General features: G+C 62.6%; 25 protein-coding genes and 2 tRNA genes. 16 read left to right on the plus strand and 11 right to left on the minus strand.

What is annotated here, in order from left to right; genetic code table 11:
* Positions 1-18: 18 nt before the first annotated feature.
* Positions 19-669 carry an FMN-binding negative transcriptional regulator gene (locus NKJ04_RS05690; RefSeq protein ID WP_352440138.1) on the plus strand — a complete coding sequence of 217 codons (651 nt, stop codon included), beginning with the start codon at positions 19-21 and terminating at the stop codon, positions 667-669.
* 11 nt (positions 670-680) lie between these two features.
* On the opposite strand, the gene NKJ04_RS05695 is transcribed toward NKJ04_RS05690, so the two are convergent.
* From NKJ04_RS05695 to NKJ04_RS05705, 3 genes are read right to left on the minus strand one after another with little or no spacing between them, the layout of a single operon-like run.
* Positions 681-1,511 carry a phosphatase PAP2 family protein gene (locus NKJ04_RS05695; RefSeq protein WP_352673846.1) on the minus strand — a complete coding sequence of 277 codons (831 nt, stop codon included), beginning with the start codon at positions 1,509-1,511 and terminating at the stop codon, positions 681-683.
* A 45-nt stretch (positions 1,512-1,556) separates the two neighbouring features.
* Positions 1,557-3,200 (minus strand): ArnT family glycosyltransferase, encoded by a 1,644-nt coding sequence (locus tag NKJ04_RS05700; protein ID WP_352673848.1) that lies wholly within the window; start codon positions 3,198-3,200, stop codon positions 1,557-1,559.
* A gap of 48 nt (positions 3,201-3,248) precedes the next feature.
* Positions 3,249-3,503 (minus strand): hypothetical protein, encoded by a 255-nt coding sequence (locus tag NKJ04_RS05705; protein ID WP_352673850.1) that lies wholly within the window; start codon positions 3,501-3,503, stop codon positions 3,249-3,251.
* Between NKJ04_RS05705 and tyrS the strand changes: the two genes are divergently transcribed.
* The 4 genes from tyrS (at position 3,490) to NKJ04_RS05725 (ending at position 6,203) form a co-directional block, all read left to right on the plus strand.
* A complete protein-coding gene (gene tyrS, locus NKJ04_RS05710) occupies positions 3,490-4,743 on the plus strand; it encodes a tyrosine--tRNA ligase (RefSeq protein WP_352673852.1) in 1,254 nt (417 codons plus the stop codon). The two genes, NKJ04_RS05705 and tyrS, sit on opposite strands and share 14 nt — an antisense overlap.
* Positions 4,744-4,764: 21 nt before the next feature.
* The gene (locus NKJ04_RS05715) at positions 4,765-5,232 is read left to right on the plus strand and encodes a hypothetical protein (protein WP_352673853.1); all 468 of its coding nucleotides are present in this window, start codon (positions 4,765-4,767) and stop codon (positions 5,230-5,232) included.
* Positions 5,233-5,607: 375 nt separating this feature from the next.
* Positions 5,608-5,796 carry a type II toxin-antitoxin system HicA family toxin gene (locus NKJ04_RS05720; RefSeq protein WP_352673854.1) on the plus strand — a complete coding sequence of 63 codons (189 nt, stop codon included), beginning with the start codon at positions 5,608-5,610 and terminating at the stop codon, positions 5,794-5,796.
* Between the two features lie 5 nt (positions 5,797-5,801).
* Complete coding sequence (locus tag NKJ04_RS05725) at positions 5,802-6,203, plus strand: type II toxin-antitoxin system HicB family antitoxin (protein WP_352673856.1); 402 nt, start codon at positions 5,802-5,804, stop codon at positions 6,201-6,203.
* Positions 6,204-6,234: 31 nt separating this feature from the next.
* Here the strand turns inward: NKJ04_RS05725 and NKJ04_RS05730 are convergent, their stop codons facing one another.
* Entirely contained in the window at positions 6,235-9,615 is a 3,381-nt protein-coding gene (locus NKJ04_RS05730) for a hypothetical protein (RefSeq protein ID WP_352673857.1), read from the minus strand.
* A gap of 95 nt (positions 9,616-9,710) precedes the next feature.
* Between NKJ04_RS05730 and NKJ04_RS05735 the strand changes: the two genes are divergently transcribed.
* Complete coding sequence (locus NKJ04_RS05735; RefSeq protein WP_127258257.1) at positions 9,711-10,178, plus strand: peroxiredoxin; 468 nt, start codon at positions 9,711-9,713, stop codon at positions 10,176-10,178.
* Between the two features lie 152 nt (positions 10,179-10,330).
* Entirely contained in the window at positions 10,331-11,635 is a 1,305-nt protein-coding gene (locus NKJ04_RS05740; RefSeq protein ID WP_352673858.1) for a M23 family metallopeptidase, read from the plus strand.
* 49 nt (positions 11,636-11,684) lie between these two features.
* Here NKJ04_RS05740 and NKJ04_RS05745 read toward each other — a convergent pair whose 3' ends face one another.
* The gene (locus NKJ04_RS05745) at positions 11,685-12,914 is read right to left on the minus strand and encodes a M20 metallopeptidase family protein (protein WP_352610545.1); all 1,230 of its coding nucleotides are present in this window, start codon (positions 12,912-12,914) and stop codon (positions 11,685-11,687) included.
* Entirely contained in the window at positions 12,901-14,079 is a 1,179-nt protein-coding gene (locus NKJ04_RS05750) for a M24 family metallopeptidase (RefSeq protein WP_128305436.1), read from the minus strand. The genes NKJ04_RS05745 and NKJ04_RS05750 overlap by 14 nt, the downstream gene beginning before the upstream one ends.
* A gap of 215 nt (positions 14,080-14,294) precedes the next feature.
* Here NKJ04_RS05750 and NKJ04_RS05755 point away from each other — a divergent pair, with 215 nt between their 5' ends.
* From NKJ04_RS05755 to NKJ04_RS05775, 5 genes are all read left to right on the plus strand, one after another.
* Positions 14,295-15,461 carry an ROK family transcriptional regulator gene (locus NKJ04_RS05755; RefSeq protein ID WP_128305437.1) on the plus strand — a complete coding sequence of 389 codons (1,167 nt, stop codon included), beginning with the start codon at positions 14,295-14,297 and terminating at the stop codon, positions 15,459-15,461.
* A complete protein-coding gene (locus NKJ04_RS05760; protein ID WP_128305438.1) occupies positions 15,458-16,222 on the plus strand; it encodes an ATP-binding cassette domain-containing protein in 765 nt (254 codons plus the stop codon). The genes NKJ04_RS05755 and NKJ04_RS05760 overlap by 4 nt, the downstream gene beginning before the upstream one ends.
* Before the next feature lie 38 nt (positions 16,223-16,260).
* Entirely contained in the window at positions 16,261-17,301 is a 1,041-nt protein-coding gene (locus tag NKJ04_RS05765; RefSeq protein WP_352673861.1) for a sugar ABC transporter substrate-binding protein, read from the plus strand.
* Positions 17,302-17,447: 146 nt separating this feature from the next.
* Positions 17,448-18,443, plus strand: a complete 996-nt coding sequence (locus NKJ04_RS05770; RefSeq protein WP_352673862.1) for an ABC transporter permease — start codon at positions 17,448-17,450, stop codon at positions 18,441-18,443.
* A gap of 13 nt (positions 18,444-18,456) precedes the next feature.
* A complete protein-coding gene (locus NKJ04_RS05775; RefSeq protein WP_352673864.1) occupies positions 18,457-19,227 on the plus strand; it encodes an SDR family oxidoreductase in 771 nt (256 codons plus the stop codon).
* A 68-nt stretch (positions 19,228-19,295) separates the two neighbouring features.
* On the opposite strand, the gene NKJ04_RS05780 is transcribed toward NKJ04_RS05775, so the two are convergent.
* A tRNA-Val gene (locus tag NKJ04_RS05780) sits at positions 19,296-19,371 on the minus strand.
* Positions 19,372-19,587: 216 nt separating this feature from the next.
* Here NKJ04_RS05780 and NKJ04_RS05785 point away from each other — a divergent pair.
* Positions 19,588-19,664, plus strand: a tRNA-Asp gene (locus NKJ04_RS05785).
* A gap of 165 nt (positions 19,665-19,829) precedes the next feature.
* On the opposite strand, the gene NKJ04_RS05790 is transcribed toward NKJ04_RS05785, so the two are convergent.
* Positions 19,830-20,027 (minus strand): hypothetical protein, encoded by a 198-nt coding sequence (locus NKJ04_RS05790; protein ID WP_352552781.1) that lies wholly within the window; start codon positions 20,025-20,027, stop codon positions 19,830-19,832.
* Here NKJ04_RS05790 and NKJ04_RS05795 point away from each other — a divergent pair.
* Positions 20,026-20,586: a polysaccharide biosynthesis C-terminal domain-containing protein gene (locus tag NKJ04_RS05795; RefSeq protein ID WP_352552782.1), complete on the plus strand. Its 561-nt coding sequence runs from the start codon at positions 20,026-20,028 to the stop codon at positions 20,584-20,586. The two genes, NKJ04_RS05790 and NKJ04_RS05795, sit on opposite strands and share 2 nt — an antisense overlap.
* Positions 20,580-21,701: a glycosyltransferase family 2 protein gene (locus tag NKJ04_RS05800; protein ID WP_352673867.1), complete on the plus strand. Its 1,122-nt coding sequence runs from the start codon at positions 20,580-20,582 to the stop codon at positions 21,699-21,701. The genes NKJ04_RS05795 and NKJ04_RS05800 overlap by 7 nt, the downstream gene beginning before the upstream one ends.
* A 53-nt stretch (positions 21,702-21,754) precedes the next feature.
* On the opposite strand, the gene rbsK is transcribed toward NKJ04_RS05800, so the two are convergent.
* The 3 genes from rbsK to NKJ04_RS05815 are packed head-to-tail and all read right to left on the minus strand — an operon-like array spanning position 21,755 to position 24,236.
* The gene (gene rbsK / locus NKJ04_RS05805; RefSeq protein WP_352673869.1) at positions 21,755-22,699 is read right to left on the minus strand and encodes a ribokinase; all 945 of its coding nucleotides are present in this window, start codon (positions 22,697-22,699) and stop codon (positions 21,755-21,757) included.
* Between the two features lie 4 nt (positions 22,700-22,703).
* Positions 22,704-23,156, minus strand: a complete 453-nt coding sequence (locus tag NKJ04_RS05810; protein WP_023810295.1) for an RbsD/FucU family protein — start codon at positions 23,154-23,156, stop codon at positions 22,704-22,706.
* Between the two features lie 21 nt (positions 23,157-23,177).
* Positions 23,178-24,236, minus strand: coding sequence for an ABC transporter ATP-binding protein (locus tag NKJ04_RS05815; RefSeq protein ID WP_352673872.1), 1,059 nt, complete (start codon positions 24,234-24,236; stop codon positions 23,178-23,180).
* 288 nt (positions 24,237-24,524) lie between these two features.
* Between NKJ04_RS05815 and NKJ04_RS05820 the strand changes: the two genes are divergently transcribed.
* On the plus strand, positions 24,525-26,189 hold the full coding sequence (locus tag NKJ04_RS05820) for an ABC transporter substrate-binding protein (protein WP_352673874.1): 1,665 nt from the start codon (positions 24,525-24,527) through the stop codon (positions 26,187-26,189).
* Positions 26,190-26,336 lie beyond the last annotated feature (147 nt).

Raw genomic sequence — 26,336 nt, forward strand, 5'->3', positions numbered from 1 at the left:
AGAAAAGAACGGACGGCGATGTACGAGCCTCCTCATTTCAGGGAAACGCGGCCGGAAATCCTGCACGGGCTGATCCGGACGCATCCGCTGGGCCTGTTGATTTCCAACGGGTCCGATGGGCCGGTCGCCAACGCTGTCCCGTTCCTGCTCGACGCGGAAATCGGGCCTAACGGCAGGCTGCGCGCCCATCTGGCGCGGGCCAACCCGCAATGGCGCCTGCTGGCCGACAATCCGGCTTCACCGGTATTGATCGTCTTCCAGGGCAGCGATGCCTATGTGACGCCGTCCTGGTACGAGACCAAGCGCGAGACCGGCAAGGTGGTGCCGACCTGGAATTATGCCATCGTGCAGGTTCGCGGCACAGTCAAGGTGATGGATGACCAGGACTGGCTGGCGCAGCAGATCGCCGATCTGACGGCGTCGCAGGAAGGCGCTCGCCAAGCGCCCTGGGCAGTGACCGACGCGCCGGAGCCGTTCATCCAGTCGCAGATCAAAGGCATTATCGGGCTGGAAATCGAGATCAGCGAAATCCACGGCAAGTGGAAGGTCAGCCAGAACCGGCCGGTCGCCGATCGCGTCGGCGTTGCACAGGGGCTGGAAAGCGAAGACCACCAGTCGCCCGGCATGGCCGGCCTGGTCAGATCCTATGGCGGGCTGGACGGCAACTGAACTTCGAATGCTCAGGAAGCCTTCCTTCTCCGCCCAATCAGCCAAAACGTTGTCTTGCGGACCGGCAGTCCCGAAGGCATCGGCCGGAAGATGAAGCCGAGCCGGGCAAAGACCAGCCCGCAGGCCAGCGCGAAACCGCAGCCAAGGCCGAAGCCGGCGACGGTGTCGCTGGGATAGTGCGCGCCAACGAAGATACGGGTCGAGGCGATGCAGGCAGTGATCGCCAGGGCGATGTACCAGCGCCGCGGAAACAACAGCAAAGCGACCCCGAACACCGCGCCCATCGTCGTACCATGGCCGGATGGAAAGCCGGCGAAGCGCGCATCGAAAGCGAAGGGGTGCAGGGTAAGCACGCCAAAGTCCTCGTAATAGAGCGGGCGAGCCCGGCCAATCGCATATTTCAGCACATTGACGGCGATTCCCGACAGGCCGGTGGCGCACAGCACCAGAAAAGCCAGGCAGGTCCAGTTGTAGAGGAGCATCAGCGAGCGCCGGGAGAGGCTTCGCCAATCCGTCAGGTTCGCGGCGACAAGCAGAAGCGCCGACGGAATGAGATACCAGCCACCCAGGCCGAACTGGGTGAAAAAGTCGGCAGTCCGGGCAAATCCCGCCGACCACTTGCCGTGAAGCATTCCGGCCGGAGTGTCGAGACGAACAAACGCTGCCGCCGTCAGCAAAATCCAGACCAGCACCCAGACCGACCACAAAACGTTCGGGTATCTGGCCGGACGGGTGGCAAGGCGGCTTTTGGCGATCTGCATCGTATCGCGAAAATTGTCGAGCGACCGGCGCCCTACCCCAAGGAGCAGGCTCGAAACGGGCGGGCGTGATTTCACCAGCATAGGAAATTCGACCCCATTGTTGCCGTCATGGGCATCGGCGAGCCGTCACTGGGTTACACGATAGAGGCCGAGCGACAGCTTGTCTCCCGATGAATAGTTGAGGCCGTCGACCTCGGCAACGCGGTTCGCCGACTTGCCTTGCGCCGCCAGCAGCCCATTCAGTTTCTGCTCGTCGCCGACCTGCGCCAGCGCCAGGGCGCAGGCAGGATCGCCGAGCAGATGCTTGGCGACGCCATCGACATCGGTCAGGACGGTCTTGGTGCCGACCAGGAACACCAGGCTCGGCTCGTGATATTCCGCCGAAGCGAGCACCGTGGTGTCGCAAGGCCTGTTGGCCTGGAACGCCGCCTCGATCGCCGGGCTCAGCCAGATCGGCTTCAGCGAAGGCGCGATGACGCCGAACAACAGCCCATAGGTGATGCCCGCGCAAGCCGCGACGGCGCCGATGCGAGGAAGCGGAACCTGCAACTCCCGCGAGAAGGCAAGGTAGCCCGCCCCCAGTGCTGCCGCGGCGGCCGGAATGCTCCACCAGGAGAAGGTGCCGGTGAGGTAGATCGGCGCTCCGACGCAGACCGCCGCCAGGCCAAGGCTGACCACGGCAAGACCGAATGCGGTCGACCACCACAACCAATCCTGCCAGCGCCTGAGCGGCGCATTCGCCTCCTGCGGCGGCAAGGTCAGCAGCCAGCCGATCAGCAGCGCCATGCCGGGATAGGCCGGCAGGACATAGTGCGGCAGCTTGGTCGGGATCAGCTCGAACACCAGCCAGAACGGAATGTACCAGGCCAGGCAGAAACGCAACCGCGGATCGTCGCGCAGACGGTTGAGGGCCTGCAGCCCGGCGCCGACCGCGATCAGACCGAACGGCCACATGAACAAGGAATAGGTCAGCATGTAGAAGCCCGGCGGCAGGCCGTGCGATTCCTCGCCCGAGGCGACCTTGGCCATCATGTCCTTGCCGACGGCATCACTGAGAAAGGCGCCGCCGCTCTTCCAGGTGATGAGGGCCACCCAGGGCAACACGATGAGCACCACCAGAGCGACACCGCGCACGAGCTTCAGCTTCAGGAGCCAGCGCCAGTCGCGCTCGAAGGCAAACAGGGCGGCGACCGTCAGCACCGACAGGAGCGGAGCCACCGGCCCCTTGATAAGGATTCCGAGGCCTTGAGCCGCCCAGAAGATCCACGGCAAATGGGCGGCCACCGGTTCGTTGCGGCGCGATGCCAGATAAATCTGGGCGAGCGCGCCTTGCGCCGCCACGCAGCAGGCCAGCAGCATGGCGTCGGTCTTGGCGTCACGGCCCTCGAAGGCTGTGGCGAAGATAGCCGCCATTATCAGGCCGGCGGCGAGACCGGCATTGGCCCCGAACAGCTTGGTGCCTGTCCAGGCAATGCCGACGACGGCCAAGGCAATGCCAAGCATGGAGACGAGGCGGTAGACCCAGATCGGCGCCGCCGCCCCCTCGCCGCTCAGCGCCACGGCCGCCGATTGCAGCCAGTAGATGCCGATCGGCTTCTTGTAGCGCGAGGCATCCTGAAAACGGATGTCGACATAGTCGGAGGTTTCGATCATCTGCTTGGTGGCCTGGACAAAACGGGATTCGTCCCGGTCGACGGGTGGAAGGCTCGCCAGTCCGCTGAATGTCATCAGCACGCTGAACAGAAAGAGAAAGAGATAGTTCCTGTTCATCGCGGAGCTTTCCGGATCTGATCTGCGGGATGGCCCCGTCGCGGCGCCTCAGGCCCTGCCCCTGCGCGGCGCCTCAATACGCCAGCCCAAACGACGAAGCAAGGATTCGCAAACGCCATCCGCGCGGGCACCAAAACAGAAAACCGCTTTTGCTGATCGCTGGACCTTTGTCTGGCGCGCGATCAGACGCAAAACCGGAAACCACTTTTGCTGATCGCGCTTGGATGCTAAACGCCCGCGTTCATGCACATCCGAGCCACAGCGGCCGGGCGCTTTCGGGAAAGAAACAATGTCCGCCTTCAAATCCGATTTCCTGCGCACGATGAGCGAGCGCGGTTTCATCCACCAGACTTCGGATGATGCCGGCCTCGACAATATCTTCGCCAAGGAGACGGTGACGGCCTATATCGGCTTCGACGCCACCGCCAAGAGCCTGCACGCCGGCTCGCTGATCCAGATCATGATGCTGCACTGGCTGCAGCAGACGGGTCATCGGCCGATCGCGCTGATGGGCGGCGGCACCTCGATGATCGGCGACCCGTCCTTCAAGGACGAGGCGCGCAAGCTTTTGACCCCGCAGGACATCGAAGACAATCTAGCCGGCATCCGCCGCAACTTCATGCCCTACCTCAAATTCGGCAGCGGTCCGAACGACGCCATCATGGTCAACAACGCCGACTGGCTGATGGAGATCAACTACGTCAATTTCCTCCGCGATGTCGGCCGTCACTTTTCCGTCAACCGCATGCTGGCGTTCGATTCCGTCAAGTTGCGGCTCGATCGCGAGCAGTCGCTGTCGTTCCTCGAATTCAACTACATGATCCTGCAGGCCTATGATTTCGTCGAGCTCTACAAGCGTCTCGGCTGCCGCCTGCAGATGGGCGGCTCCGACCAGTGGGGCAATATCATCAACGGCATCGATCTCGGCCGCCGCATGGAGGACGCGCAGCTCTATGCGCTGACGACGCCGCTGCTCACCACCTCGTCGGGCGCCAAGATGGGCAAGTCGGCTTCGGGCGCGGTCTGGCTCGATGCGGAGATGCTGAGCCCCTACGAATTCTGGCAGTACTGGCGCAACACCGAGGATGCCGACGTCGCCCGCTTCCTGAAGCTCTACACGACGCTGCCGCTGGACGAGGTGGCGCGGCTCGAACAGCTCGGCGGATCCGAGATCAATGAGGCCAAGAAGATCCTCGCCACCGAGATCACCGCCCTGCTGCACGGCCGCGCAGCCGCCGAGCAAGCCAGCGATACGGCGCGCAAGACGTTCGAGGAAGGCGCGCTCGCGGAGTCGCTACCGACCGTCGAGGTCGACAAAACGGCGCTTGAAACCGGCGTCGGTATCCTGTCGCTGCTGGTCACTGCCGGACTGGCGGCATCGAACGGCGAAGCGCGGCGGCATGTGCAGGGCGGTGCCGTGCGCCTGAACGACGAGCCGGTGAGCGACGAGCGCCGCCTGGTGACATCAAAGGATTTGAGTCCGGAAAACATCGCAAAGCTGTCTTTGGGAAAGAAAAAACACATTCTGGTGCGGCCGGCTTGAGGACTACCACGTGGAGAGATGATGAAGGTACCGATTTATTGGCTTGACCGAGCGGGTCAGACGGCCACATCGCTTTCCGAGCCAGCTTTCCCTTTCGTCGATATCGAGATTTCAAATGGGGGCGGCCTCTGGCACTCCGTTCAGGCAGTCGTTGACACTGCATGCATGGGCACGATGGTCACACGGGAATTGGCTCAAGCTTGGCGGCTCAACCCGGGTATGACAGCTGAGATGACTGGTAACTGGTCGAAGACCGAAGTCCAGTTTTATACAGGCAACATGCGTTACCAAATTTTCCCCCGGATGATCATGGAGTGCTTCATCGGAGAGCTACGCTTGGACAGCGATGGCTTCCCTATCCAAGCCCTCATAGGCATCGATACCCTGAGACACGGGACTCTCGTCCTTCGGCCTCCCCCAGCTGAAAGCTACCTGCAATTCGAGATATCTGGACTTGAAGCTCGCGCAGAACATCCGCCAGTTCATTGATGAGTTGAGTAGAGGAATAACCGCCAGCTGATGTTTGAGACGTGCGCGACGCAGAGGTAGCCGGTGACCGGCTTGGTGAGTCCTCATTCGGCCACGCGATCGACGGAACCGGCGAAAGAGCACTGCTCTGCACCCTCGCTTTTGGCGCTATCCAGATGCGGTTTCGATGGATGGCATGACTGCTTACACTTACAGGTGTCGTTTCGAAGAACTGCACTTCAGCATTTGAACCGCGGCGAAACTTGCATTACCTTTGTTGGTAGCTTTGACAGCGACGACGACCATCAGGCGGATCACCGCAACGTCATATGCAACCAATTCGGTCTAGACCGATTTTCATTGACATCGTGCGCATCAGTGTGTATTGATACACACATGAAGAGCGCCGATGTGATTGCAAAGTTGGTCGCTGATGGATGGTTCGAAGTTGCTCGAAAAGGCAGTCATGCTCAATTCAAGCACAACGACAAACCGGGACGGGTCACCGTTCCACACCCCAAACGAGACATACCCATCGGCACCCTGCGTAGCATCGAAAAGCAATCTGGACTGACACTGAGGTGAGAGACATGAAGCAGTATATCGGACTTATCCATAAGGATGCCGAAAGCGACTTCGGCGTGTCTTTTCCTGATTTTCCCGGCGTGGTTACGGCGGGTAAGGACTTAGACGACGCCCGAGTTATGGCCGAAGAGGCCCTTGCCTTTCACATCGAAGGGCTCGTCGAGGACGGAGAGGCTATTCCAGAGCCCTCGTCTCTGGCTGAGGTTATGGCGTCAGCTATCAACCGCGATGGTGTGGCCATTCTGGTTGGCGTGAAAACCGAGGCAAAAAAGGCGGTGCGGGTAAACGTCACTCTACCGGATGACGTTCTTCAGCGGATCGATGCATTTGCCGAGGCTCATGGCTACACCCGATCTGGGTTCCTCGCCAAGGCCGCAGAAAAGGTAATGGAACTCGAAGCCGCCTAACTTTCGTGACGAAAGGTGGGCGGCCTAACGATCACCGGTATTCGAAGATCGATCTGAATATCCCAGGCGCGATCACCGACAGCGGATTGATGTCCAGCACCGGCTTGTTGGCATTGCCCTTGAGCCGGTAGGTGACGCCGATCAGGCCACGGTCGCGGCCATTGCCGAGCAGCGCGCCAACGATGGGCAGTTCGCCGAAGATGCGATTGAGGCCATAGACCGGCATGAACGTGCCGGTCATGTCCATGTTGTTGTTCTGGTCGTAGAGCGTGCCCTGGAACGTGGTCCCGATGCGCGGTCCACGCAGCACGCCATTGGCCAGTTTCAGATAGCCGCTGCCCTTGTCGATCTCGGCGTAACCGCGTTCGAACTTCACCCGCGACGTATCCAGCTTGCCTTTGACCGCCTGGTTGAGGCTGCGGTTGTCACCGGCCGGCGTGGTCGAGACGATGGAGGCGAGTTTCGGTTCGTTGACGACGAAAAAGTTGCTGGTGTCGACCTTGCCCTTGAGCGATCCGTCGCTCGGCCCGGCCAGTGCGAGCGTGATCACGCCGCCTTCCATATGTTCGTAGATGTTGAGGAATCTCAGAATGGCGCCGGCGTCCGCGGACTGCATGTTGAGCGTGCGCCGGCCGGCGCCGGTGGTGTTGCTGATTGATATGGCCGCACCTGAACTGGCCGTGGCGCTGACCTTCAGCCCGTTCACCCGCGAGCCGGCCGCGCTGTAGTCGAGCTTCAGATTGGACAATTGCTCGTCGTGGAAACCGGTCAGCCGGTCGACATCGGCGCTGACGGAAATGGCGTCGGAACCGGTCGTCTTGGTCGCTGTGTCGACGTCCGAGGTGAACTGCTTGATGAGCGAGCGGGCATCCAGCGCATTGCCTGATATGTCGACCGCGTAGCCCTTGCCGGATCGCTTCACCGACACCGCAACGTCGTCGCCCCTGTTCAAGGTGACCTTGCTGAACCGCGCCGACGACAAGGCTCCATTGACCAGCACGATGCTGCCATCGATGGAGAACGTCTTTCCGTCGAGGTCGAAGTCGGACAGCGTCGTGGTGTCGCCGGACTTGGTCATGACGAATGTGACATTGGCGGGGACCCCTGCCCCCTTGCTCCAACCCGCCCAGGGAATGTCCAGCCTGGCATTGGTCAGGTCGGCCGAGACGTTCTGGTCGCCGCTGCCGTTCTTGTCGATCGCGACCTTAACCGTTCCGCCAAGCAGTGGCGTCAGACCGGGCATTGCGGCGGCACGGATCTTGTCGTTGAGCACCAAGGCCACCTTGCGGCTGCGCGCGGGCCCGTCATCCCTGAGCGGCTCGATCAGATCGAGTTCAGCCGGAATGCCGTTCAGCGATGCCTTGGCGGAGATCACCGCCTTTACAGGGTCGACCGTGATCGAACCGTCGGCATCCGTCACGGTCTGTCCCTCGAAAGGCTTGGCCAACGACATACCGGTGTAGTCGAGCGACACCAGCCAATCGAGCTTCGAACTGTCGACGCCCGACTGCAGCGGAATATCAGCCTTGACGTGGCCGGTGACGCTGCCCGACAGCTCTTCCGGCAGAATGCCGACATGGCGCATGGCGTTGATCGGCTCGTAGGATGCGAGTTCGGCGACGGCCGACGCTTCGCCGTGGACGTCGATATCGAGCGCGCCGACGACCGGCGGGCGGTTGGCCGCCTTGACCGTCAGCGTGCCGTTGCTGGCCGCCACGGTGCGGCCGCTGGGCATGTAGACGGTGCCCGAGGACAGGGAGATATCGACATCGTTGCCGTGGAAACCGACGACACCGACCGCGTCGCGTATCGGCGGGATGCGGCCGGCGGTGTCGAAGCGCGATCCCTCGATCTGGAAGCGGCCGAACACCTCATCGGCCGAAAGCGGCACGCCGTTGCCAAGCCGGCCCGGCACAACCTGGAACTGAAGGTTGGCGTCGACGACACGGCCGCCGAACAGATTGGCCAGCACCCAGAGCCGGGCATTGCGCGCCGAAAACCACGGCCACAGCTGCTTGACGTGAGAGACCTGCATGTCGTGGATGTTGAACGCCAAATTGATCCCCGGCACTTTGCCGTCGACGAACGCCACGGCAGCGGTGCCAAGCACCTCGCCGGAGCCGGCGGACCGAAGCGCGATCTGCTCGGCGACCAGTTTGTGGCTCACCGTATTGTAGACCCCGGCAATTCGGGCGAGGAAGGTGAGCGCCGGCTCGGGCGACTCCGAAGGCGCAAGCGACGACCCGTCGCTGGTCAGGTCGTAGCGATAGGAGGGTTCTTCACCCACCGCTCCGCTTGCCGGCTTCGGCCCGATCGACCCGGCGAAATCGAATGTCGAGCGGCCGGTCTTCAGCAGCAATCTGTCGACCTGGATCTTGTTGCTGCCCGCAACCAGCGTTGCATTGATATCGACGTCCGCCGGCAGCAGTCCTCGCGTGCCGAGATCGAGGACAGAACCCGTCGACGACAAAGCGGCCGTCAGCCGCGATGCGTTCGCGCCGAACCCTTCCGATCCCGTCAGCTTCAGCGCGACGGTTCCCAGCTTGCCGGCAGCGGCCGCCATGTCGCCGGTATCGGCCAGATCGACGCTCGCATCCAGTGCAGTGACGCGGTGCGCCGCGATATCGCGGGAGGCGGAAGCGGCAACGGTAGCCGTCCTGCCGTCGATGTCCGCCGTGGACGAGAACTGCATGCCGCCCGGGCCTGACTGCACGACGGTGGCGTCGGTGATCTTGACAAGCTTGATCGCTCCGGTTTCGGGCAGCACGAATTCGACCTTGCGAAGGTCGATCCGGCGCAGCGAATCCTCCCGCACGGCATCGAGTGCGTGGTTGATGTTTCCGAACACCGCAGCGGACAGCTTCTCCGGATCGATGAGGCCGTCCGCATTGCGCAGGCCGGCGGTCCAGTCGCCGCCGGACGGCATCGCAGCCACGACGATGCGGGCATCCGAGATCCTGGCGCTGGTCAGCCGCACATCTCCCCACAGCAGCGGGAACAGACGCACGCCGAAGCGCACGCGGCCGGCATCGGCCATCGGCTTGCCGTCCGATGTCTTCAAGCTGACGTCGCTGACCTGGAGCGCGATGAAACTCGAACCGTCGAGCGTGATGCGGGCAGGCCCGACCGCGACATTGACATCGACGCCCGCCAGTTTCTCGAGCGCCGTTTCCGCCTCGGTGCGAAGCCGGTCGGCTCCGATGCCGGAGGCGCCAACCAGATAAACGAGCATGGCGGCCAGCAGCACGAAAGCGACCAGACCGGCGAACAGTCGCGACAGGATGCGAAAACCGCGTCCGATCGACGCCTGACCGAGCGGCGGCACACGGCAGGCGGACGGAAAGGTCCCCAGGTCGGTGATCTCATCACGCCTGAACCGGATCTTCTCGTGCTGCGGTCGCTCCTGATCCACGCAATTTTCCGTTGTACGAACTCGATCGTGGACGAATCCCCGTCCGACACTATATCGGTGTGGCTTCGCGCGTAACCTCAAACAAGGGCATCGGTATGGCTGACCTCGACGTAGGCGATCTCGCGCCGCAATTCGACCTGCCGCGGGACGGCGGCGGATCAGTCAGCCTTGCCGCATCGTCCGGCAAGCCCATCGTGCTCTATTTCTATCCGCAGGACGACACAACAAGCTGCACGCAGGAGGCGATCAGCTTCTCGCAGCTGAAGCCGGACTTCGAGAAGGCCGGCGCCGTGGTGATCGGCCTGTCGCCCGACCCCGTCAAGAAGCACGACAAGTTCAAGTCGAAGTACAATCTCACCATAGACCTCGCCGCCGACGAGGAGCGCAAGGTGATCGAGGCCTACCATCTGTGGGTCGAGAAATCGATGTATGGCCGCAAGTATATGGGCGTCGAGCGCGCGACGTTCCTGATCGGCCGCGACGGGCGGATCGCCAGGATTTGGCGCAAGGTCCGCGTCAAGGGCCATGCGGAAGAGGTGCTCGAGGCCGTTCGTGCGCTTTGAGATTTTGCCGGCGAGGCCGGCCCGGTTTCCCTTACAACCTTACGCACGCCTGGCGGGCAACCGCTGCGGACAAGTCGGCGCTGCAAGCCTTTGTTAACCTTAATAATGTGTAGTCAAGCTGTCGTGGTGTCGTAAACGAAAGCTTGGGTCCCGTGAACGCAACCGGTCAGTCCGCAGTCTTCGGCAGGCGTAAGGAGCCCCATACGGTCATCATCGCCCGGGGCAACGAGATCAGGCATTTCACGATCCGGCCGTGGCTGGCGGCCTTTATCGGCTCGGCGCTGGCCGCCATTGCCATAGGCTACCTCATGGCCACATCCTATCTCGTGCTGCGCGACGATTTGATCGGCGCCACCACGGCGCGTCAGGCGCGCATGCAGCAAGCCTATGAAGATCGCATTTCGGCGCTTCGCGCCCAGGTCGACCGCATCACCAGCCGGCAGTTGCTCGACCAGCAACTGATGGAAACCAAGGTCAGCGAACTGCTTGAACGGCAGAGCCAGCTGAGCCAGCGTCACGGCCGCCTTGGCCCGCTGCTCGAACGCGCCGAAAGCGAAGTCGGCGCGGCGGCGGCCGAATATCCCGCGGCGGTTGCGAAGCCGGACAAACGCGCCGAAGTGACCGGCAGCATCAAGGAGCCCGCGCGGAACTATGCGGTCGCCAGCTTGAGCGCCGATCCCGGCGCCGGCGACACAAGGCCGTTCTCGCTGTGGTCGACCCGCTCCGATCCGCTGCCCAGCGATTCAGCCGCCGATCGTGCCGACAAGCTCTTCGTCTCGATCAACCAATCGCTGAGATCCATCGAGAGCGATCAACTGACCCGCATCAGCACGCTTGCCGACAATGCCTACAAGAGCGCCGATGCGATCACCCAGGCGCTCGAGGCGGCCGGACTGCCCGTCGACAGCGACTTCGGCAAGGGCGACAGCGATGTCGGCGGACCGCTCATTCCGGTCGACAGTTCGATGATGTTCGACAGCAAGGTCAAGGAGTTGGACGAAGCGCTTGACGCCCTCGACCATCTCAAGAAGGAAGCGCGCCAGCTGCCGCTGACCAACCCCGCGCCGGGCCACTCCGTCACCAGCCCGTTCGGCGTGCGCACCGACCCGATCCTCGGCACCGCGGCACTGCATTCCGGCATGGATTTCAGGGCGCCGATCGGCATGGCCGCCAAGGTCACCGCGCCCGGCACCGTCACCAAGGCCGGCTGGAACGGCGGCTATGGCCGCATGGTGGAAGTCGACCACGGCAATGGTTTTGCGACACGTTACGGGCATCTCAGCGAGATCGACGTGACCGTTGGCGAGAAACTGGACGCCGGCGCCGTCATCGGCAAGACCGGCAGCAGCGGCCGCTCGACCGGCCCGCATCTGCACTACGAAGTCCGCCACAATGGCGAAGCGATCGATCCCTTGCGCTTCCTCACGGTCGGCAAGAAGGTCGCCCAGTATCTGTAAGCGATCCTGGGCTCCTGCCCCATGCGCCGATGACCATCATGATGGCTGACTAAGGCGCTCCCGTCGACAGAAACGCCGTCGCTGCCGCAACCAGGGTGGCCGCGCCGACCTTCAGCGCGGCCTCGTCGACACGAAACCGGGCATGGTGGAGCGGAAACACCGATCCGATCTCCTCGTTGCGGATTCCCAGCCGAAAATAGACCGACGGGCGTTTCTCGCTGTAGTAGCCAAAGTCGTCCGCGATCGTCCATCCGGGCGTTTTGAGGACGTTGTCGGCACCGATGCAGGCCTTGGCGCTGGCGGCAATCAGCTCGGTCATCTCGACATCGTTGACGACACCAGGTTCGCCCTTGTGGATGTCGACCTCGACACGCGCGCCGTGGCTTGTCGCTACCCCATCGGCTATCGTACGAACGCGGTGCCAGGCCCGCTCGCGGGTGGCGTCGCTGCCGCTTCGGATGGTGCCTTTCAACGTGACCTTGCCGGCGGTGACATTGTAGGCGTTGCCGCCGTTGATGGCCGTCACGGAAATCACCAGCGGATCGTACGGGTCGATCTCGCGCGAAACGATCTTCTGCAATTCGCTCACCAGGGAGCAAGCCACGGCCAACGCATCGACACCCTCATGCGGTTTTGCCGCGTGCGCCGCCGAGCCGATGACGACCACATCGAAAGTGTCGCAGGCCAGAGTGTAGGGACCGGAGCCGACGGCGATCTTGCCGGTCGGTGTGTACGGATCGACGTGGACGCAGATGGCGGCGTCGATATCGTCGAGAAGCCCCTCTTCCACCACCCGCCTGCCGCCCGACGGTTCGTCCTCCTCCGCCGGCTGGAAGATCAGGCGAACGGTGCCGCCAAAACTGTCCCGCGACTGGTGAAGATGCGCGGCGACCGCGAAAGCCATCGATGCATGGGCGTCGTGGCCGCAGGCATGCATCACGCCTGGATTCGTCGATGCATAATCGACGCCGGACTCCTCCTCGATCGGCAAGGCATCGATGTCGGCGCGAATGGCGACCTTTCGATTTGACGGCTTGCCGGTGCCGACAATATCGACGGCAAGGCCAAAGCCGGCGACGTCGCGAATGTCGGCAATCCCCTGATCCACCAGCATCTGCCTGAGATAACGCTGCGTGCCGGCCTCTTGGTTCGAGAGCTCGGGATTGCGGTGCAGATGGCGGCGGACCTCGATCATCCGATCGAGAATTCCGGCGGCGATATCGGTCGTCACGGTTTTCGCAACACCACCCGCCGTGGCCGAACCCTCAGGATTTGACATGGATCTCTCGCGGGAACTTCGTCAGGGTCTCATGGCCGGTTTCGGTGACCAGGATGGTCTCGCTGATCTCGATGCCCCAGCCGTCCATCCACATGCCGAGGATGGAATGAACGACATTGCCCGGTTCAAGCACGGTCTTGTCGCCCGGCCTGAGGCTGATCGTGTGCTCGCCCCAATCCGGCGGATAGGCAACCCCGATGGAGTAGCCGATGCGCGATTCCTTCTTCAGTCCGTAGCGCTGGATGACCTTGCGCCAGGCGGCTTCGACGGCTTCGGCTGATGTTCCCGGCCTGACCGCGTCGAGCACCGCATCCATGCCCTCGATCACCGCTTTTGCCGTGTCCGAAACATTTGTCGGCGTCTTGCCAAGCTGCATGGTCCTGGCGAGGCCGGCGGCATAGCGGCGGCAGACGCCGGCAAGTTCCAGCGCGATCGTCTCGTTTTCCCCGAACCGCCTGTCGCTCCACATGATGTGCGGCGCCGAGGCATTCTCGCCACCGAGGATTGTCGGTGGAAGCGCGGTGATGTCGCCGGCAAAATCCGGGCTGCCCGCAATCTGCGCCGCCTGGATGGCGGCGATGGCATCGCATTCGCGAACACCCGGCGCAATCACCTCGAAGGCCCGCGTGACGGCCGCTTCGGCCAGGGTCGATGCCTTGCGCAAATACGCGATCTCGGGCGCCGATTTGACCGCGCGGATCCAGTTCACCAGCAGGTCGGCATCGTGCCATTTTGCGTTGGGAAGTCCGGCGACAAGCCGGGCGTGCGCCTTGGGGGAGAAATAATAGGCTTCGAGTTCGATGCCGATATGTCTGCTCCCCCAGCCCCTGGCGACGATCCAGTTTGCGATCCAGTCCATCGGATGGCGATCGACGCGCTGAACATGGTCTTCCGGGAAGCCAACCACGTTTTCCGGCTTCATCCAGGCTGTCAGAAGACCGCCGGCCGCATCCATGGCGCGCCCGATCCAGACCGGCTCGACCTCTTCGATTGGCACGAGCACGACCTGGGGCGTATAGAACGACCAGCCATCATAGCCGGTGATGTAATGCTGGTTGGCAACGTCGTTGACAACAAGGAGCTCGAGACCGCGCTTGGCCATCTCGGTGCGGATTTTTCGTAGCCGCTGTTGGTACTCGTCGCGGGCAAACGGCAATTCGATCATCTTTGCTCCATGCTTTGTCGGATCAACGGTCGCGGGGTTCGCCCACCTTTGAAACGGTTTCGACATGGCGGCAATCAGCCAGGGCGGCGTGTGAGCAGGTCCTGAACCGAATACGTCCTCGAAGGCCTTCCCTGGAAAACTTCGTCGTGAATTTATTTTTGAATTCAATGAATAAATAAGCAATGCAAAGCTGCGCTCTCCTAAGGGGCGCAATCATGGCACTGCGGGGGACCAATCAGGAGTTCGGGCGGCCGTACAACCGGCGCATCGTGCTTGAGTCCATCCGCCTGCATGGACCGATCGCCCGCGGCGAGATCGCCCGGCGCGTCGGCCTCACCGTCCAGACGGTGTCGACCATCGTTCGCGAACTGGAAGATCAGGGCTACATCCTGTCGCTGCGCGAAGAGCCGAAGGGGCGCGGCCTGCCGCCAGCGACGCTCCGGATCAACCCCGATGGGGGCTATGCCGTCGGCATCCACATCACTCCGCTTGGTATCAGCGCCGCCTTGATCAATCTGAGCGGCGACGTGATCGAGAGCATCTACCGCGAGGCGCCAAATGCGACGCCGGACCACGCCTTCGAGCTGATCGGGGCGATGGTGGTGGAATTGACCAGACTACGGGCTGGCGGACGGGTGCTGGGCGTCGGCATGGCCCTGCCCGGCCCATTCGACGTGGAGTCCATGAGTTTCGTGGGGCCGACCACCATGACCGGCTGGAAGGATGTAGCGCTGCGCGAACGGCTGGCGGCCTCCACCGGATTGCCGGCCTTCTTTGAAACCGATATGGCAGCAGCCGCCATGGGCGAGCGCCTCTACGGCCTCGGCGCCCAGTTTTCCGAATATTACTATCTCTATTTCGGCGTCGGCCTTGGCGGCGTCATGGTTCATGATGGCAGCGCCTTGCGCGGCGCCTGGGGAAATGCCGGCGAGATCGGGCACATTCCCGTTATTCCGGGCGGCGAGGCTTGCCCGTGCGGCAACAGCGGCTGTCTCGAAAGATATTTGTCGCTCGAGGCGCTCCGGCGCTGGAACGGCAGCGAGGCGGATTGGGTCGCCGAAGTCGCACCGATCTTTCACAACGCCGTCGCCGTCATCGAGAACCTGTTCGACCCGGAGACGGTCATCCTCGGCGGGCTGGCGTCCGCCGACCTGCTCGAAATGCTGGCTGGTTCGGCCGGAGGCCTGCACAACTCCGTCTCGGCTCGCAAGGACCGCACGACGCCCAGGGTTGTGGTCGCACGCGGCGGGCAGCATTCCGTGCTGCGCGGCGCCGCCGCCCTTGCGGTTTCCGGGGTGCTGTCACCTCGCTTCGGGCAGATGTTCGCGGCCGAACGCGAACGCGAGCGCGACCTTCTCAAAGGCAGGGAGATTGCGGCATGAGTGAACCCCTGCTGGTGCTCGACAACGTCACCAAGAACTATGGCGCGATCGAAGCGCTCAAGGGCATCAGCTTCTCGATCGGCAAGGGCGAGGTCGTGGCGCTGCTGGGCGACAACGGCGCCGGCAAATCGACACTGGTCAAGATTATCGCCGGCGGACTGGAGCCGACCTCCGGCCGAATGCTGTTCGAGGGCAAGGAGTTCCTTGCCCGGTCGCCCGCAGAGGCCAAGGCAGCCGGCATCGAGACCGTCTACCAGGACCTGTCGCTGTGCACCAATGTCGACGTGGTCGCCAATTTCTTCATGGGCCGCGAAATCACCAGACAGGTTTTCGGCATTCCCGTGCTCGACGAGCGCGCCATGGAAGCCGTCGTCGGAAAGGCGCTGGCCAGTGCCGGCACCCGCATTCCCTCGCTGCGCGCCAATGTCGAGCACCTTTCGGGCGGCCAGCGGCAAGCCATCGAGCTCAACCGGTTCGTGCATTGGGGCGGCAAGCTGGTGCTGCTAGACGAACCGTTCGCAGCGCTCGGGGTCGAACAGACGCGGCGCGGCCTCGACATGATCCGCCAGGTGGCGAACCAGGGCATCGGCGTCGTCATCATCACCCATATCATGCAGCAGGCTTTTCAGGTCGCCGACCGGATCGTGGTGATCCGCCAAGGCGTCGTGGCCGGCGATGTCGCACGCAATAAAACAAGTCCCGATGCGGTGATCAACATGATCACCGGTGAGACGCTTGCCGGTGCCGGACCGACAGGCTGAGGGACAAAGAGGGGTCCGGCTTAAGAGGAGCGAACGACATGAAGCGAATACTTCTTGCTGTCTTCGGTATCCTTGCACTGGCCTTTGCCACGCTCACGCCGGCATTCGCCCAGTCCAAGGGTATCGTCTACTATATGGTGCCGACCCTGCTGGACGAGTTTCAGACCGGCTCGGTGAGCGCGCTGGAACTGTTCCTGAAGCAGACCGGCTACGAGATGAAGACGCTGAACGCCGACAACAAGACCGACGCCCAGCAATCGCAGATGAACGATGTCATCGCGCTGAAGCCGGCGGCCATCATCCTGGCGGCAGTTGACTTCAATGCACTGAAACCGTCGATCGAGGCAGCCCGCGCCGCCGGCATCCCGGTGGTCGAGTTCGACCGCCAGATCACCTCGACGCCATCCGACTTCACCTCTGTCGCCGGAACGGTCGAGATCGGCTACGTCGCCGCGGACCAGGCCGAGAAGCTGCTGAAAGCCAAGAACGGCTCGGTGAAGGGCAAGGTTCTGCAGGTGCTCGGCGATCCCGGCGATCCCTATACGCTCGACATCCAGAAGGGCTTCGAGGAGAAGATGAAGGCGTTTCCGGACGTCAAGATCATCTCGCTTCCGGCCATGCAATGGGAAGCCAGCAATGCCGGCACAATCGTTGCCGACCAGATGTTGGCAAACCCCGACATCGACCTGATCTTCAGCCATGCCGCGCACCTTTCGGTCGCCGCCGTCGCCTCGCTCGAGGCAGCCGGCAAGAAGCCGGGCGACGTCATGCTGATGAGCTCGAACGGCGCTCCGGTCGGCCTCGACCTGATCCGCAAGGGCTGGCTCAACGCCGAAATCGAGCAGCCGCTCTACGCGCAGGCCGCGGCTGTCGCCATGTTCATGGACAAGATCGTCAAGAAGCAAGAGATCAAGCCCGGTGAATACGACGTGCTCGGCTTGAAATCGACCGTGACCACGGAAGCCTGGGGTCCGAACATCAAGATCCCCGGTGCCGCCATCACCAAGGAAAACGTCGACAATCCGGCCTTCTGGGGCAACCAGAAGCCACCGACGGACACCGTCAAGTCGGTCGAATAGTCATTGAAAGCGCTCCGGGCCATAGCAGCCCGGAGCCTGCCCTTTCACAACGCCGCGTCCGAAAGGATGCCGTGGCGAATTTGAATCCGCGCCTGAATCCGACGAAATCGATTTTGATTTCGCGGGGGCGCCAACCGGATCAGCCCATGAACCCGCGCACACGCAAAGCCCTGGAGTTCGTACTCGACAACCTCGTCTGGTTCATGCTGCTGTTCGTGCTGGTGGTCTTCTCCATCTTTGTCCCGAACTACTTTCAGCTCGGCATCTTCGCCAACATCATCGAGGCTTCCAGCGTGCTCGGCGTCATGTCGATCGGCCTGGCGCTGGTGATCATCGCCGGCCACATGGATCTGTCGGTCGAATCCGTCGCAGCGCTCAGCGCCATGGCGGTCGGCATCCTGTTTTGCTCGTCGGGCATCGGCATGGGCGTGCAGCTGCATCCCGAATGGCTGATGGTTCCGGTTTCGCTGCTGCTGGCGCTGGCAGTCGGTGGCCTCATCGGCACCTTCAACGGCTATCTGGTGGTCAAGGTGAAGATGAGCGCCTTCATCATCACCTTGGCGTCCTACATCTGGGTGCGTGGCCTCGTGCTGGTGATTTCGGGCGGCCGCTCGGCACAGGACCTGGCGCCGGCCATCCGCTGGTTCGGCATCCAGCGCCTGATCGGCTTGCCGCTGACCGCCTGGATCGCGGTTGGCTGCTTCGTGGTCTTTTCGCTGATCATGGCCAAGACGCCGTTCGGCCGGCATCTGGTGATGATCGGCGGCAACGAGACGGCGACCTTCCGCGCCGGCATCCGGGTGAACCGCAATCTCATCATCGCCTTCGTGCTTGCCGGCGCCATTGCCGGCCTTGCCGGCTGGCTGCTGGCGATCCGCACGTCGGGCGCCACCGCCAATCTCGGCGTCGGCCTGCTGTTCAACGCGTTCGCCGCCGTCGTCATCGGCGGGGTCAGCCTGAAAGGCGGTGTCGGCACCCTCCCCGGCGTCTATGCCGGCGTGCTTTTGCTCTCGGCCATCAACACGGCGATCAATTTGATGGGCCTGCCGGCCAATTTCACCCAGGTGATCCACGGCCTGCTGGTGCTGGCGGCCGTGCTGCTCGACGCCTTCAAGCAAACCATTCGCCAAAGACTCGCATGACAGGACGGCTCGCATGACCAATCGGTTACAAGACAAGGTAGCGCTGATCATCGGCAGCGCCCGCGGCATCGGCAAGGGCATCGCGCTACGCTTTGCCGAGGAAGGCGCGAGGCTGGTGCTCGCCGACACCGAGGTCGAGGCCGGGCAAGCCACCGCTGGCGAGTTGGGCGTCCCCTTCATCCGCACCGACATCTCGCAAATGAGCGACGCCGAGGCCGCCGTGGCGCTGGCGCTCAAACTCCATGGCCGCCTCGACGTCATCGTGCAGAATGCCGGCATCTATCCCTGGCAGCTGATCGAGAACACCAGCACTGATGACTGGGACCGCGTCATGGCGGTCAATCTGCGCGGCACCTTCAATGCCAGCCGCGCGGCCCTGGTGCCGATGAAGGCGCAAGGCTTCGGCCGCATGCTCTACACCTCGTCCATTACCGGCCCGCATGTCACCAGCCCGGGCCATGGCCACTATTCGGCCAGCAAGGCCGGCATCAACGGCTTCATCCGCGCCGCCGCACTGGAATTCTCCGGCTACGGCATCACCGTCAACGGCGTCGAGCCCGGCAACATCCTGACCGAAGCCATCGAGCTGCATCGCGGCGCGGCTTACATCAAGAACATGGAGGACTCCATTCCGCTCGGCCGCCTCGGCAGCCCGCGCGACGTGGCCAATGCCTTCCTGTTCCTCGCCTCCGACGATGCCAGCCATATCACCGGCACCACCATCGTCGTCGACGGCGGGCAGTTGCTGCCAGAGGGCAATGATTTTCGGCTTTTGCCGCCGTGAGGGTTGCACTCGCGTTGGCGAGTGACGCGGCTTCGTGTTTTGGTAATGGCTTGAGTACAGGGGATGAATGGTGGGCGATGACGGGCTCGAACCGCCGACATCTTCGGTGTAAACGAAGCGCTCTACCAACTGAGCTAATCGCCCGCTCCGGGCCGGACCTTTAAGCGGTCGGGACCGGCTTCGCAAGGCCAAATGAGTGCGGGACGGCTTGGTTGCATGCCGGTTTTGCCAACAAAACGCCGGCTGTCAAAAAACCTTCTCCTGTTTGCTGTTATGCTGTCCTGTCGCGCTTGACACCCGGTGGCGAACCCCTTATCCAGCGCCCCAACGACGAACACGGCTGACACGTGTTCGCCATGCGCGGGTGTAGCTCAGTTGGTTAGAGTGCCGGCCTGTCACGCCGGAGGTCGCGGGTTCGAGCCCCGTCACTCGCGCCATTTCTCCCAAGGGTATCAAGCCCTTGGCTTCGGAGAAATGTCGACATTAATTGTCAAAAAATCTCCTTGGATGAGGCAACTCGGATTGTCTCGTATCTGAGTTGAATCTCCCAAGCATGGACGCAAGAACGCCTCGGCATTGACGACGTCACGCTCTGGTCGCGTTCACCGGCGCAAAGCAAGGCGCCGCCCAATCTTGTCGGTGGCCCCCCGCTGCGCGCCTGCCTCCGCTCCCATCGAAGCTACAACCGTGCCCGAAAAAGTCATCATGGCTGCACGACCTGTCAGCCCGATCAGGACATCCATCGAAAATTGTGAGAAGAAGGTCGGGCTAAGACGGTCAAAAGCGGAGGCTTTGTACATGAGCGATCACACCAGCCTGAATCTTCTGGAGACAACACTTGCCGCCGCCAAGCAGGATCAACGGACTCTGGACGAGCAGCGGCAAAGCACTACGCCCCTTGTGGACGGCATGTCTTTTTTCGACAGCATCCGACACAGTGACGACCGCGGCAGCGTCACGGAGATCTATGACCCGCGCTGGGGTTGGCATGCCGACCCGCTGGTCTTTTCCTACATGTTCACAATTCGCCCTGGCGTGGTGAAGGGGTGGGGCCTGCACAAGCTGCACGAGGACCGCTATTTTGTGATCAGCGGCGAGATGGAACTGGTCCTTTATGACCCCCGCCCCGAATCCAGCACATATGGCAAGGTTTCGAAGGTTTACCTCTCCGGCAATCGTCCACGCCTGGTCAACATTCCAAAATTTGTCTGGCATGCCGACAGAAACATCGGAACATCCGACCTAGTTGCCATCAATTTCCCAACGATACAATACGATCACGCAAATCCCGATAAGTACCGCCTGCCGATCGATACCGATCTCATCCCCCATGATTTCGGCAGCGCCAAGGGATGGTGAGCAAGCCCCGCTTTTCCATCCTCATGCCGACGCACTCGCGCGTGGATGTCATCGGTGTGGCCATTCAATCGGTGCTGGACCAGACCGTCGAGGATTTTGAACTGCTGGTCGTCGGCGACGGCTGCGCGGCCGGCACGGCCGAGGTGGTCGGAGCCTTCCATGACAGCCGCATTCGCTTCTTCGATCTCCCCAAGGCGCCGAACTTCGGCTACGCTAACCGCAACATCGTGCTGCGTGAGGCACGCGGCGAGTTGATTGGCTTTGCCGCCGATGACGACCTCCTGTTTCCGGATCATTTTGAGATCCTGGCGGATGGCCTCAAAACTGGAGCTGCCGTCGCGTACAGTCAGGCGCTGTGGGTTTCCACCGATGGCATCGCAGCCCCCTTCCTGACCAATCTGGACCTGGCCGACGAGTTCAGGGGGTTCACTGAGGTCGGCAACACGATACCCGCCAGTTGCTTCCTGTATCGGGCCGATTGCCTGCCGTCGCGAGATGTCTGGCCCGAAGACGTCGCATCGGCCGGGGACTGGCAATTGTGGCGGCGAATCATGCGCGAGAATCCGCGAAACCCCTTCACCTATTGCCGCGTTCCAACCGTCCTGCATTTCAGCGCCGCATGGAAAAAATCACGGCACTCCGCAGTATCCCAACTCGCCACACTGCTTGATATCGCCGACAGAGCCGGCTGGTGGCCTTCGGCCTTGCGAGTCTGGATACCGAACGCCAGCAAGGAACAATCCGAATACTCGCGCCTCATGCGCGTTGATCCCAGGGCCTGGAACGAGCAGATGCGCCGTGCCGTCGGGGATCTGGTAGCGCGCCTTGCCTGGGAGGATGTGCAGACGATCCGACCGATGCTTGCAAGCGCTGAAGCCGAGAAGACGACATTGCATTCTGAAATCTCAAGGTTGCGCAGTGCGCTTGAGGCGGCTCACCAAAGCAGCGTCGGGCTGCAGAGCGCCGCTTCGGATGCCAGGAACGAGAAGGACGAGATCGAACAAAGGTTGCAAGCGTGCCAGATGCAAGTCGCGGCCTTGCATCAGTCCAGAAGCTGGCGCTTCACAGGCCCGCTGCGCAATATCTCCACAAGCTTGCGTTCGAAAAAACCATAGGGCCTCAAGAACTGGCCGGAGGCGGCGTCAGCGGCCAGTCAGCCAAGCCGATCTTATCCCCCAGCCAGCAGCGCCTCGACCTCCCGAAGCGTCGGCATTGACGGCGCGGTCCCTGGCCGGGTCACCGAAATGCCAGCGACGGCACAGGCGAAGCGCACCGCTTGCAGCGGCTCCACGCCCCTCGAAAGTGCTGCGGCAAGCCCGCCATTGAAGGCATCGCCTGCCCCCGTGGTTTCGGCCACCGGCCCGGCACTGACGGCTGGAACATGGTCCGAGCGGGTCTTCGAGTGCAAAAGCGCGCCCTTGTCGCCGAGCGTGACGATGACCGTGCCGACCCCCTTTTCGAGCAGGCTGTCCGCGGCGCGCCGCGCCTCGTCGACCGAGGACACCTTCATCCCGGTCAGTTCCTCCGTCTCGGTCTCGTTGGGTGTGAGGTAGTCGCAGAGCGTGTAGATGCGGTCGGGAAGCTTTGCCGCCGGGGCCGGGTTGAGGATGGTCGTCACCCCTGCCCCGCGCGCGATCTCCAGCGCCCGCATGGCTGCTTCGATCGGCTGTTCGAGCTGGGTAACGAAGACGCCCGCACCGCTGATCAGCGCGGCATTGGCGTCGATATCGGCTGACGAGATCAGCATGGCAGCACCGGGGCTGACGATGATGGCGTTGTTGCCGGTGGTCTCCTCGACGAAGATGTAGGCCGCACCGGTGTAGCTTTCCGGCGTGTCGATGACGGCATTCCTGACGCCCGCCTGCGCCCAGGTCTGCCTGGCCATGTCGGCGAAGGGGTCTACGCCGAGGCGGGTGAGGAAGGTGACGTCGGCGCCGAGCTTGCCGGCGGCAACCGCCTGGTTAGAACCCTTGCCGCCCGGCCCCAGCGTGAAGGATGTGCCGAGGATCGTCTCACCCATGCGCGGCTGCCGCTGCGCTCTGTAGGCCGTGTCGGCGACGAACACACCCAGGATGACGACGGGCTTCATGACGACCGGCTTGCCCGAAGCCATGCCGCTACTCCGCATCCGGCGGCACGACGCCCTTGCGGAAGGCGAAGCAGCCATAGAAGCGGCGCTCGCCGGTCTGGATGACACAATAGGCCTGTTTGGCGCGCTCGTAGAAAGCATAACGCTCGACCGCGATCATCGGCCACGACTTGCCCTCGGCGTTGTCGACCTCCTTCTGCACTTCGCTTTGCACGGGCGGAATCTCGTCCGGCTTGCCGACGATTTCCATGCGCGCAGCCGAATCGTCGACGAATGTATCGAGCGGGTAGAGCGACAGCACCGCCTTGACCACTTGCGCCGCCGAGGCATCGATGCGCAGCACGCGGCCGAGCGCCGTCTGGCGCGCCACCGAATCGGACGGAAAATTGGTATCGGCGATGATCAGATCATCGCCATGCCCCATTGCCCGCAATGCCTGCAGCACGTCGGCATTGAGCAGCGGGTTGATGCCTTTGAGCATGGTATTCCTCGTGAGTTGGGATCAGAGACGCTTGCCGGTCTCTGCGTCGAAAAGGTGGATCTGATCGAGCCGGGGCTTCAGGGTCAGCGTGTCGCCGGGCTTGAAGTCGTGCCGCTCACGAAACAGCGCCACCATCTCGCCGTCGCCGAAGCGCAGGAACACCAGCGTTTCCGAGCCGGTCGGCTCGACCACCGAAATCTTCGCTGGCACGCCATCGGGATGGATCTCGAGATGCTCCGGGCGCACGCCATAGACGACAGCCTGGCCATCCTGCGCTGCATTGCCTGGTGCAATCGGGAACAGCGTGCCTGCAATGTCGACACCGGGCCTGGCACCCTTGCGCGTGACGCCCTTGAGCAGGTTCATCGAGGGCGAACCGATGAAGCCGGCGACAAACAGGTTGGCCGGTCTGTCGAACAGTTCGAGCGGCGCGCCGACCTGCTCGATGCGGCCGTCGCGCATGACGACGATCTTGTCGGCCATGGTCATGGCTTCGATCTGGTCGTGGGTGACGTAGATGGTAGTGGTCTTCAGCCGCTGGTGCAGCTCCTTGATCTCGGTGCGCATCTGCACGCGCAGCTTGGCGTCGAGATTGGAGAGCGGCTCGTCGAACAGGAACACTTGCGGATTGCGCACGATGGCGCGGCCCATGGCCACGCGCTGGCGCTGGCCGCCGGAAAGCTGGCGGGGATAGCGCTTCAGATAAGGGTTGAGGTCGAGGATATCGGCGGCGCGCTTGACCCGCTCGGCGACCACGGCCGGATCGGTTTTCCTGAGCTTGAGGGCAAAGGCCATGTTCTGCTCGACCGTCTTGTGCGGATAGAGCGCATAGTTCTGGAACACCATGGCGATGTCGCGCTTGGCCGGCGGCAGATGATTGACGACGCGGTCGCCGATGGCGATCGTGCCGGCGGAGACGGTCTCCAACCCAGCCACCATCCTGAGCAACGTGGACTTGCCGCAACCCGAAGGGCCAACCAGCACCACGAACTGTCCGTCTGCGATATCGACGCTGACTTCGTGCAGAACCTTGACCGTTCCAAAGGCCTTGGCCACCTTGCTGATCGCGACTTGCGCCATATCTCCCCCATCGGCTCCGTTAGCCGTAGGCGCAGAAGCTACCCAACGCGACCTGCCAGGGCAAGTCGGTCTCTTATAGATAAAAACCCGCTCTCGTTGACACGGCGTTTGGTTGTGAGAATAGTGGCAGGCGCTGGTCAAAATGTCGGTACCCGATCCGCAGGGAATTTCAATCGACGCAGGGTGGGGTCCTGCCTAATTCGTTTCCGAACCGGGGAGCATCGTTGGCGCTCCAGCGTCCGACAGTTGGCCGATTTATTCACACTGATGTTCTGGGAGGAATAGGCGATGAGAACGGGTCTTTACGACAAACTGGTTCGAGCCGGCGCCACAAGGCGCGATATATTGAAGGGTGCGGCCAGCATGGCCGCGATCGCAGCCGCATCCGGCGCCGGACTTGGCGCCTTGACGCGCCCGGCCTCCGCGGCAAGCGAATTGCGCACAAAAATCCTGCAGATCCCCGGCGTCGGCAAAGGCCAGCCGACGGACGCCGATTTCCAGAAGGTCGGTGAACTCTGCCTCGAGGCGACCAAGGCCAATGTCAAGGAAGGCGAATTCGCCGGCGTCGAGCTGACCTTCATGGGTCTCAACAACCAGAACCTGCACAATGTGCTGTTCCGCGGCTTCCTGAAGCCATGGGAGACCTACACCGGCGCCAAGATCAACTGGATCGACCTGGCGCAGGCCGATTACAACGCCCGCCTGCAGCAGTCGATCGCGACCGGCACCGTCGACTTCGACATCATCGAAATGGGCGCGCCGTTCGAAGGCGATGTCTGCGGCAAGGGCCTGACGTCGGAAATGCCCGACTGGGTCAAGACCCAGATCGATTTCGACGATCTGGTCAGCTATCTGAAGCCGCCGGTCGGCACCTGGGACGGCAAGCAATACCGCGTGACCGTCGACGGCGACGCTCACAATTTCAACTACCGCACCGACGTGTTCGCCGATGCCGACCTCGCCAAGGCTTGGAAGGACGGCGGCGGCGAAGGTGAATGGGGCGTACCGAAGACCTGGCAGCAGGTTCAGGCGGCGACCAAGTTCCTCAAGGGCAAGAAGCTCAAGGACCAGGACGTCTACGGCTATCTCGACGCGCCAAAGCCCTGGGGCGGCTTCGGCTTCTATTTCCTTGGCAGCCGCGCCACCGCTTATGCCAAGCACCCCGACGACAAGGCCTGGCTGTTCGACGCCGACACGATGAAGCCGCGCGTCAACAATCCGGCCTGGGTGCGCGCCATCCAGGACGTCATCGACGCGCTGCCGTCCGAACCCGCCGACCAGATCAACGCCGATCCGAACACGACCGCCTTCCAGCAGTTCCTGGCCGGCACCGGCTCGATGGTCACCTGGTGGGGCGATGTCGGCTCCAACGTCAAGACCAATGACTCCTCCGTCGTCGGTGACGTCACCGGCTTCTCGATCCTGCCCGGCTCGGACGATGTCTACAATTCGAAGACCGGAGCCTGGGACAAGCTCGCCAGCGGCCCGAACTATGCGCCCAACTGCGCTTATCTCGGCTGGGGCGTCTATGTCATGGCCCGCGTCGATGCCGACGAAAAGAAGAAGAAGGCGGCATGGTCCGCCGCCGCTCATCTCGGCGGCAAGGACCTGTCGATCTGGACGGCGATGTATCCATCGGGCTTCCAGCCTTACCGCAACTCGCATTTCGACATTCCCGAATGGGTGGCGGCCGGCTACGACGAGGCCTTCATCACCTCCTACCTCAAGTCGGAATCCGACAGCTACAACCATCCGAACGCAGCGATCGAGCCACGCATCCCCGGCATCTTCCAGTACTACAGCGCCGCCGAGGACATCCTGGCCAACACTTTCGCCGGCAAGATGAAGGCGCAGGAAGGCGCCGACGCCATTGCGGCGGCCTGGGAGAAGCTGACCGACCAGATCGGCCGCGACAACCAGATCAAGCTCTACAAAGCTTCGCTCGGCATGTAGGCTGGCCTATGAACCGTGGGGGGGGGGGCCCCCCCCGCCCCAATATACCGGCGCCCGGGCCGCGACAGGCGTGAAAAGGGCGGGGATTTTGTGTGGGCACACCAGTGGTGGGTTTTAAAAAATCCACCCCCCCCCGCCCAGCGCGGG

Source organism: Mesorhizobium sp. M0618, assembly GCF_040320765.1.
Taxonomy (GTDB): Bacteria; Pseudomonadota; Alphaproteobacteria; order Rhizobiales; family Rhizobiaceae; genus Mesorhizobium.

What these genes read in the sequence shown, in the direction of transcription:
- NKJ04_RS05810 (WP_023810295.1), bottom strand. Translation starts at nt 23,156, where the DNA reads ATGCTCAAAGGCATCAACCCGCTGCTCAATGCCGACGTGCTGCAGGCA.
- NKJ04_RS05725 (WP_352673856.1), top strand. Translation starts at nt 5,802, where the DNA reads ATGAAGCAGTATATCGGACTTATCCATAAGGATGCCGAAAGCGACTTC.
- NKJ04_RS05760 (WP_128305438.1), top strand. Translation starts at nt 15,458, where the DNA reads ATGAGTGAACCCCTGCTGGTGCTCGACAACGTCACCAAGAACTATGGC.
- NKJ04_RS05820 (WP_352673874.1), top strand. Translation starts at nt 24,525, where the DNA reads ATGAGAACGGGTCTTTACGACAAACTGGTTCGAGCCGGCGCCACAAGG.
- NKJ04_RS05690 (WP_352440138.1), top strand. Translation starts at nt 19, where the DNA reads ATGTACGAGCCTCCTCATTTCAGGGAAACGCGGCCGGAAATCCTGCAC.
- NKJ04_RS05695 (WP_352673846.1), bottom strand. Translation starts at nt 1,511, where the DNA reads ATGCTGGTGAAATCACGCCCGCCCGTTTCGAGCCTGCTCCTTGGGGTA.
- NKJ04_RS05795 (WP_352552782.1), top strand. Translation starts at nt 20,026, where the DNA reads ATGAGCGATCACACCAGCCTGAATCTTCTGGAGACAACACTTGCCGCC.
- NKJ04_RS05745 (WP_352610545.1), bottom strand. Translation starts at nt 12,914, where the DNA reads ATGTCAAATCCTGAGGGTTCGGCCACGGCGGGTGGTGTTGCGAAAACC.
- NKJ04_RS05800 (WP_352673867.1), top strand. Translation starts at nt 20,580, where the DNA reads ATGGTGAGCAAGCCCCGCTTTTCCATCCTCATGCCGACGCACTCGCGC.
- NKJ04_RS05735 (WP_127258257.1), top strand. Translation starts at nt 9,711, where the DNA reads ATGGCTGACCTCGACGTAGGCGATCTCGCGCCGCAATTCGACCTGCCG.
- tyrS (WP_352673852.1), top strand. Translation starts at nt 3,490, where the DNA reads ATGTCCGCCTTCAAATCCGATTTCCTGCGCACGATGAGCGAGCGCGGT.
- NKJ04_RS05715 (WP_352673853.1), top strand. Translation starts at nt 4,765, where the DNA reads ATGAAGGTACCGATTTATTGGCTTGACCGAGCGGGTCAGACGGCCACA.
- NKJ04_RS05815 (WP_352673872.1), bottom strand. Translation starts at nt 24,236, where the DNA reads ATGGCGCAAGTCGCGATCAGCAAGGTGGCCAAGGCCTTTGGAACGGTC.
- NKJ04_RS05755 (WP_128305437.1), top strand. Translation starts at nt 14,295, where the DNA reads ATGGCACTGCGGGGGACCAATCAGGAGTTCGGGCGGCCGTACAACCGG.
- NKJ04_RS05770 (WP_352673862.1), top strand. Translation starts at nt 17,448, where the DNA reads ATGAACCCGCGCACACGCAAAGCCCTGGAGTTCGTACTCGACAACCTC.
- NKJ04_RS05790 (WP_352552781.1), bottom strand. Translation starts at nt 20,027, where the DNA reads ATGTACAAAGCCTCCGCTTTTGACCGTCTTAGCCCGACCTTCTTCTCA.
- NKJ04_RS05775 (WP_352673864.1), top strand. Translation starts at nt 18,457, where the DNA reads ATGACCAATCGGTTACAAGACAAGGTAGCGCTGATCATCGGCAGCGCC.
- NKJ04_RS05750 (WP_128305436.1), bottom strand. Translation starts at nt 14,079, where the DNA reads ATGATCGAATTGCCGTTTGCCCGCGACGAGTACCAACAGCGGCTACGA.
- rbsK (WP_352673869.1), bottom strand. Translation starts at nt 22,699, where the DNA reads ATGGCTTCGGGCAAGCCGGTCGTCATGAAGCCCGTCGTCATCCTGGGT.
- NKJ04_RS05700 (WP_352673848.1), bottom strand. Translation starts at nt 3,200, where the DNA reads ATGAACAGGAACTATCTCTTTCTCTTTCTGTTCAGCGTGCTGATGACA.
- NKJ04_RS05765 (WP_352673861.1), top strand. Translation starts at nt 16,261, where the DNA reads ATGAAGCGAATACTTCTTGCTGTCTTCGGTATCCTTGCACTGGCCTTT.
- NKJ04_RS05720 (WP_352673854.1), top strand. Translation starts at nt 5,608, where the DNA reads ATGAAGAGCGCCGATGTGATTGCAAAGTTGGTCGCTGATGGATGGTTC.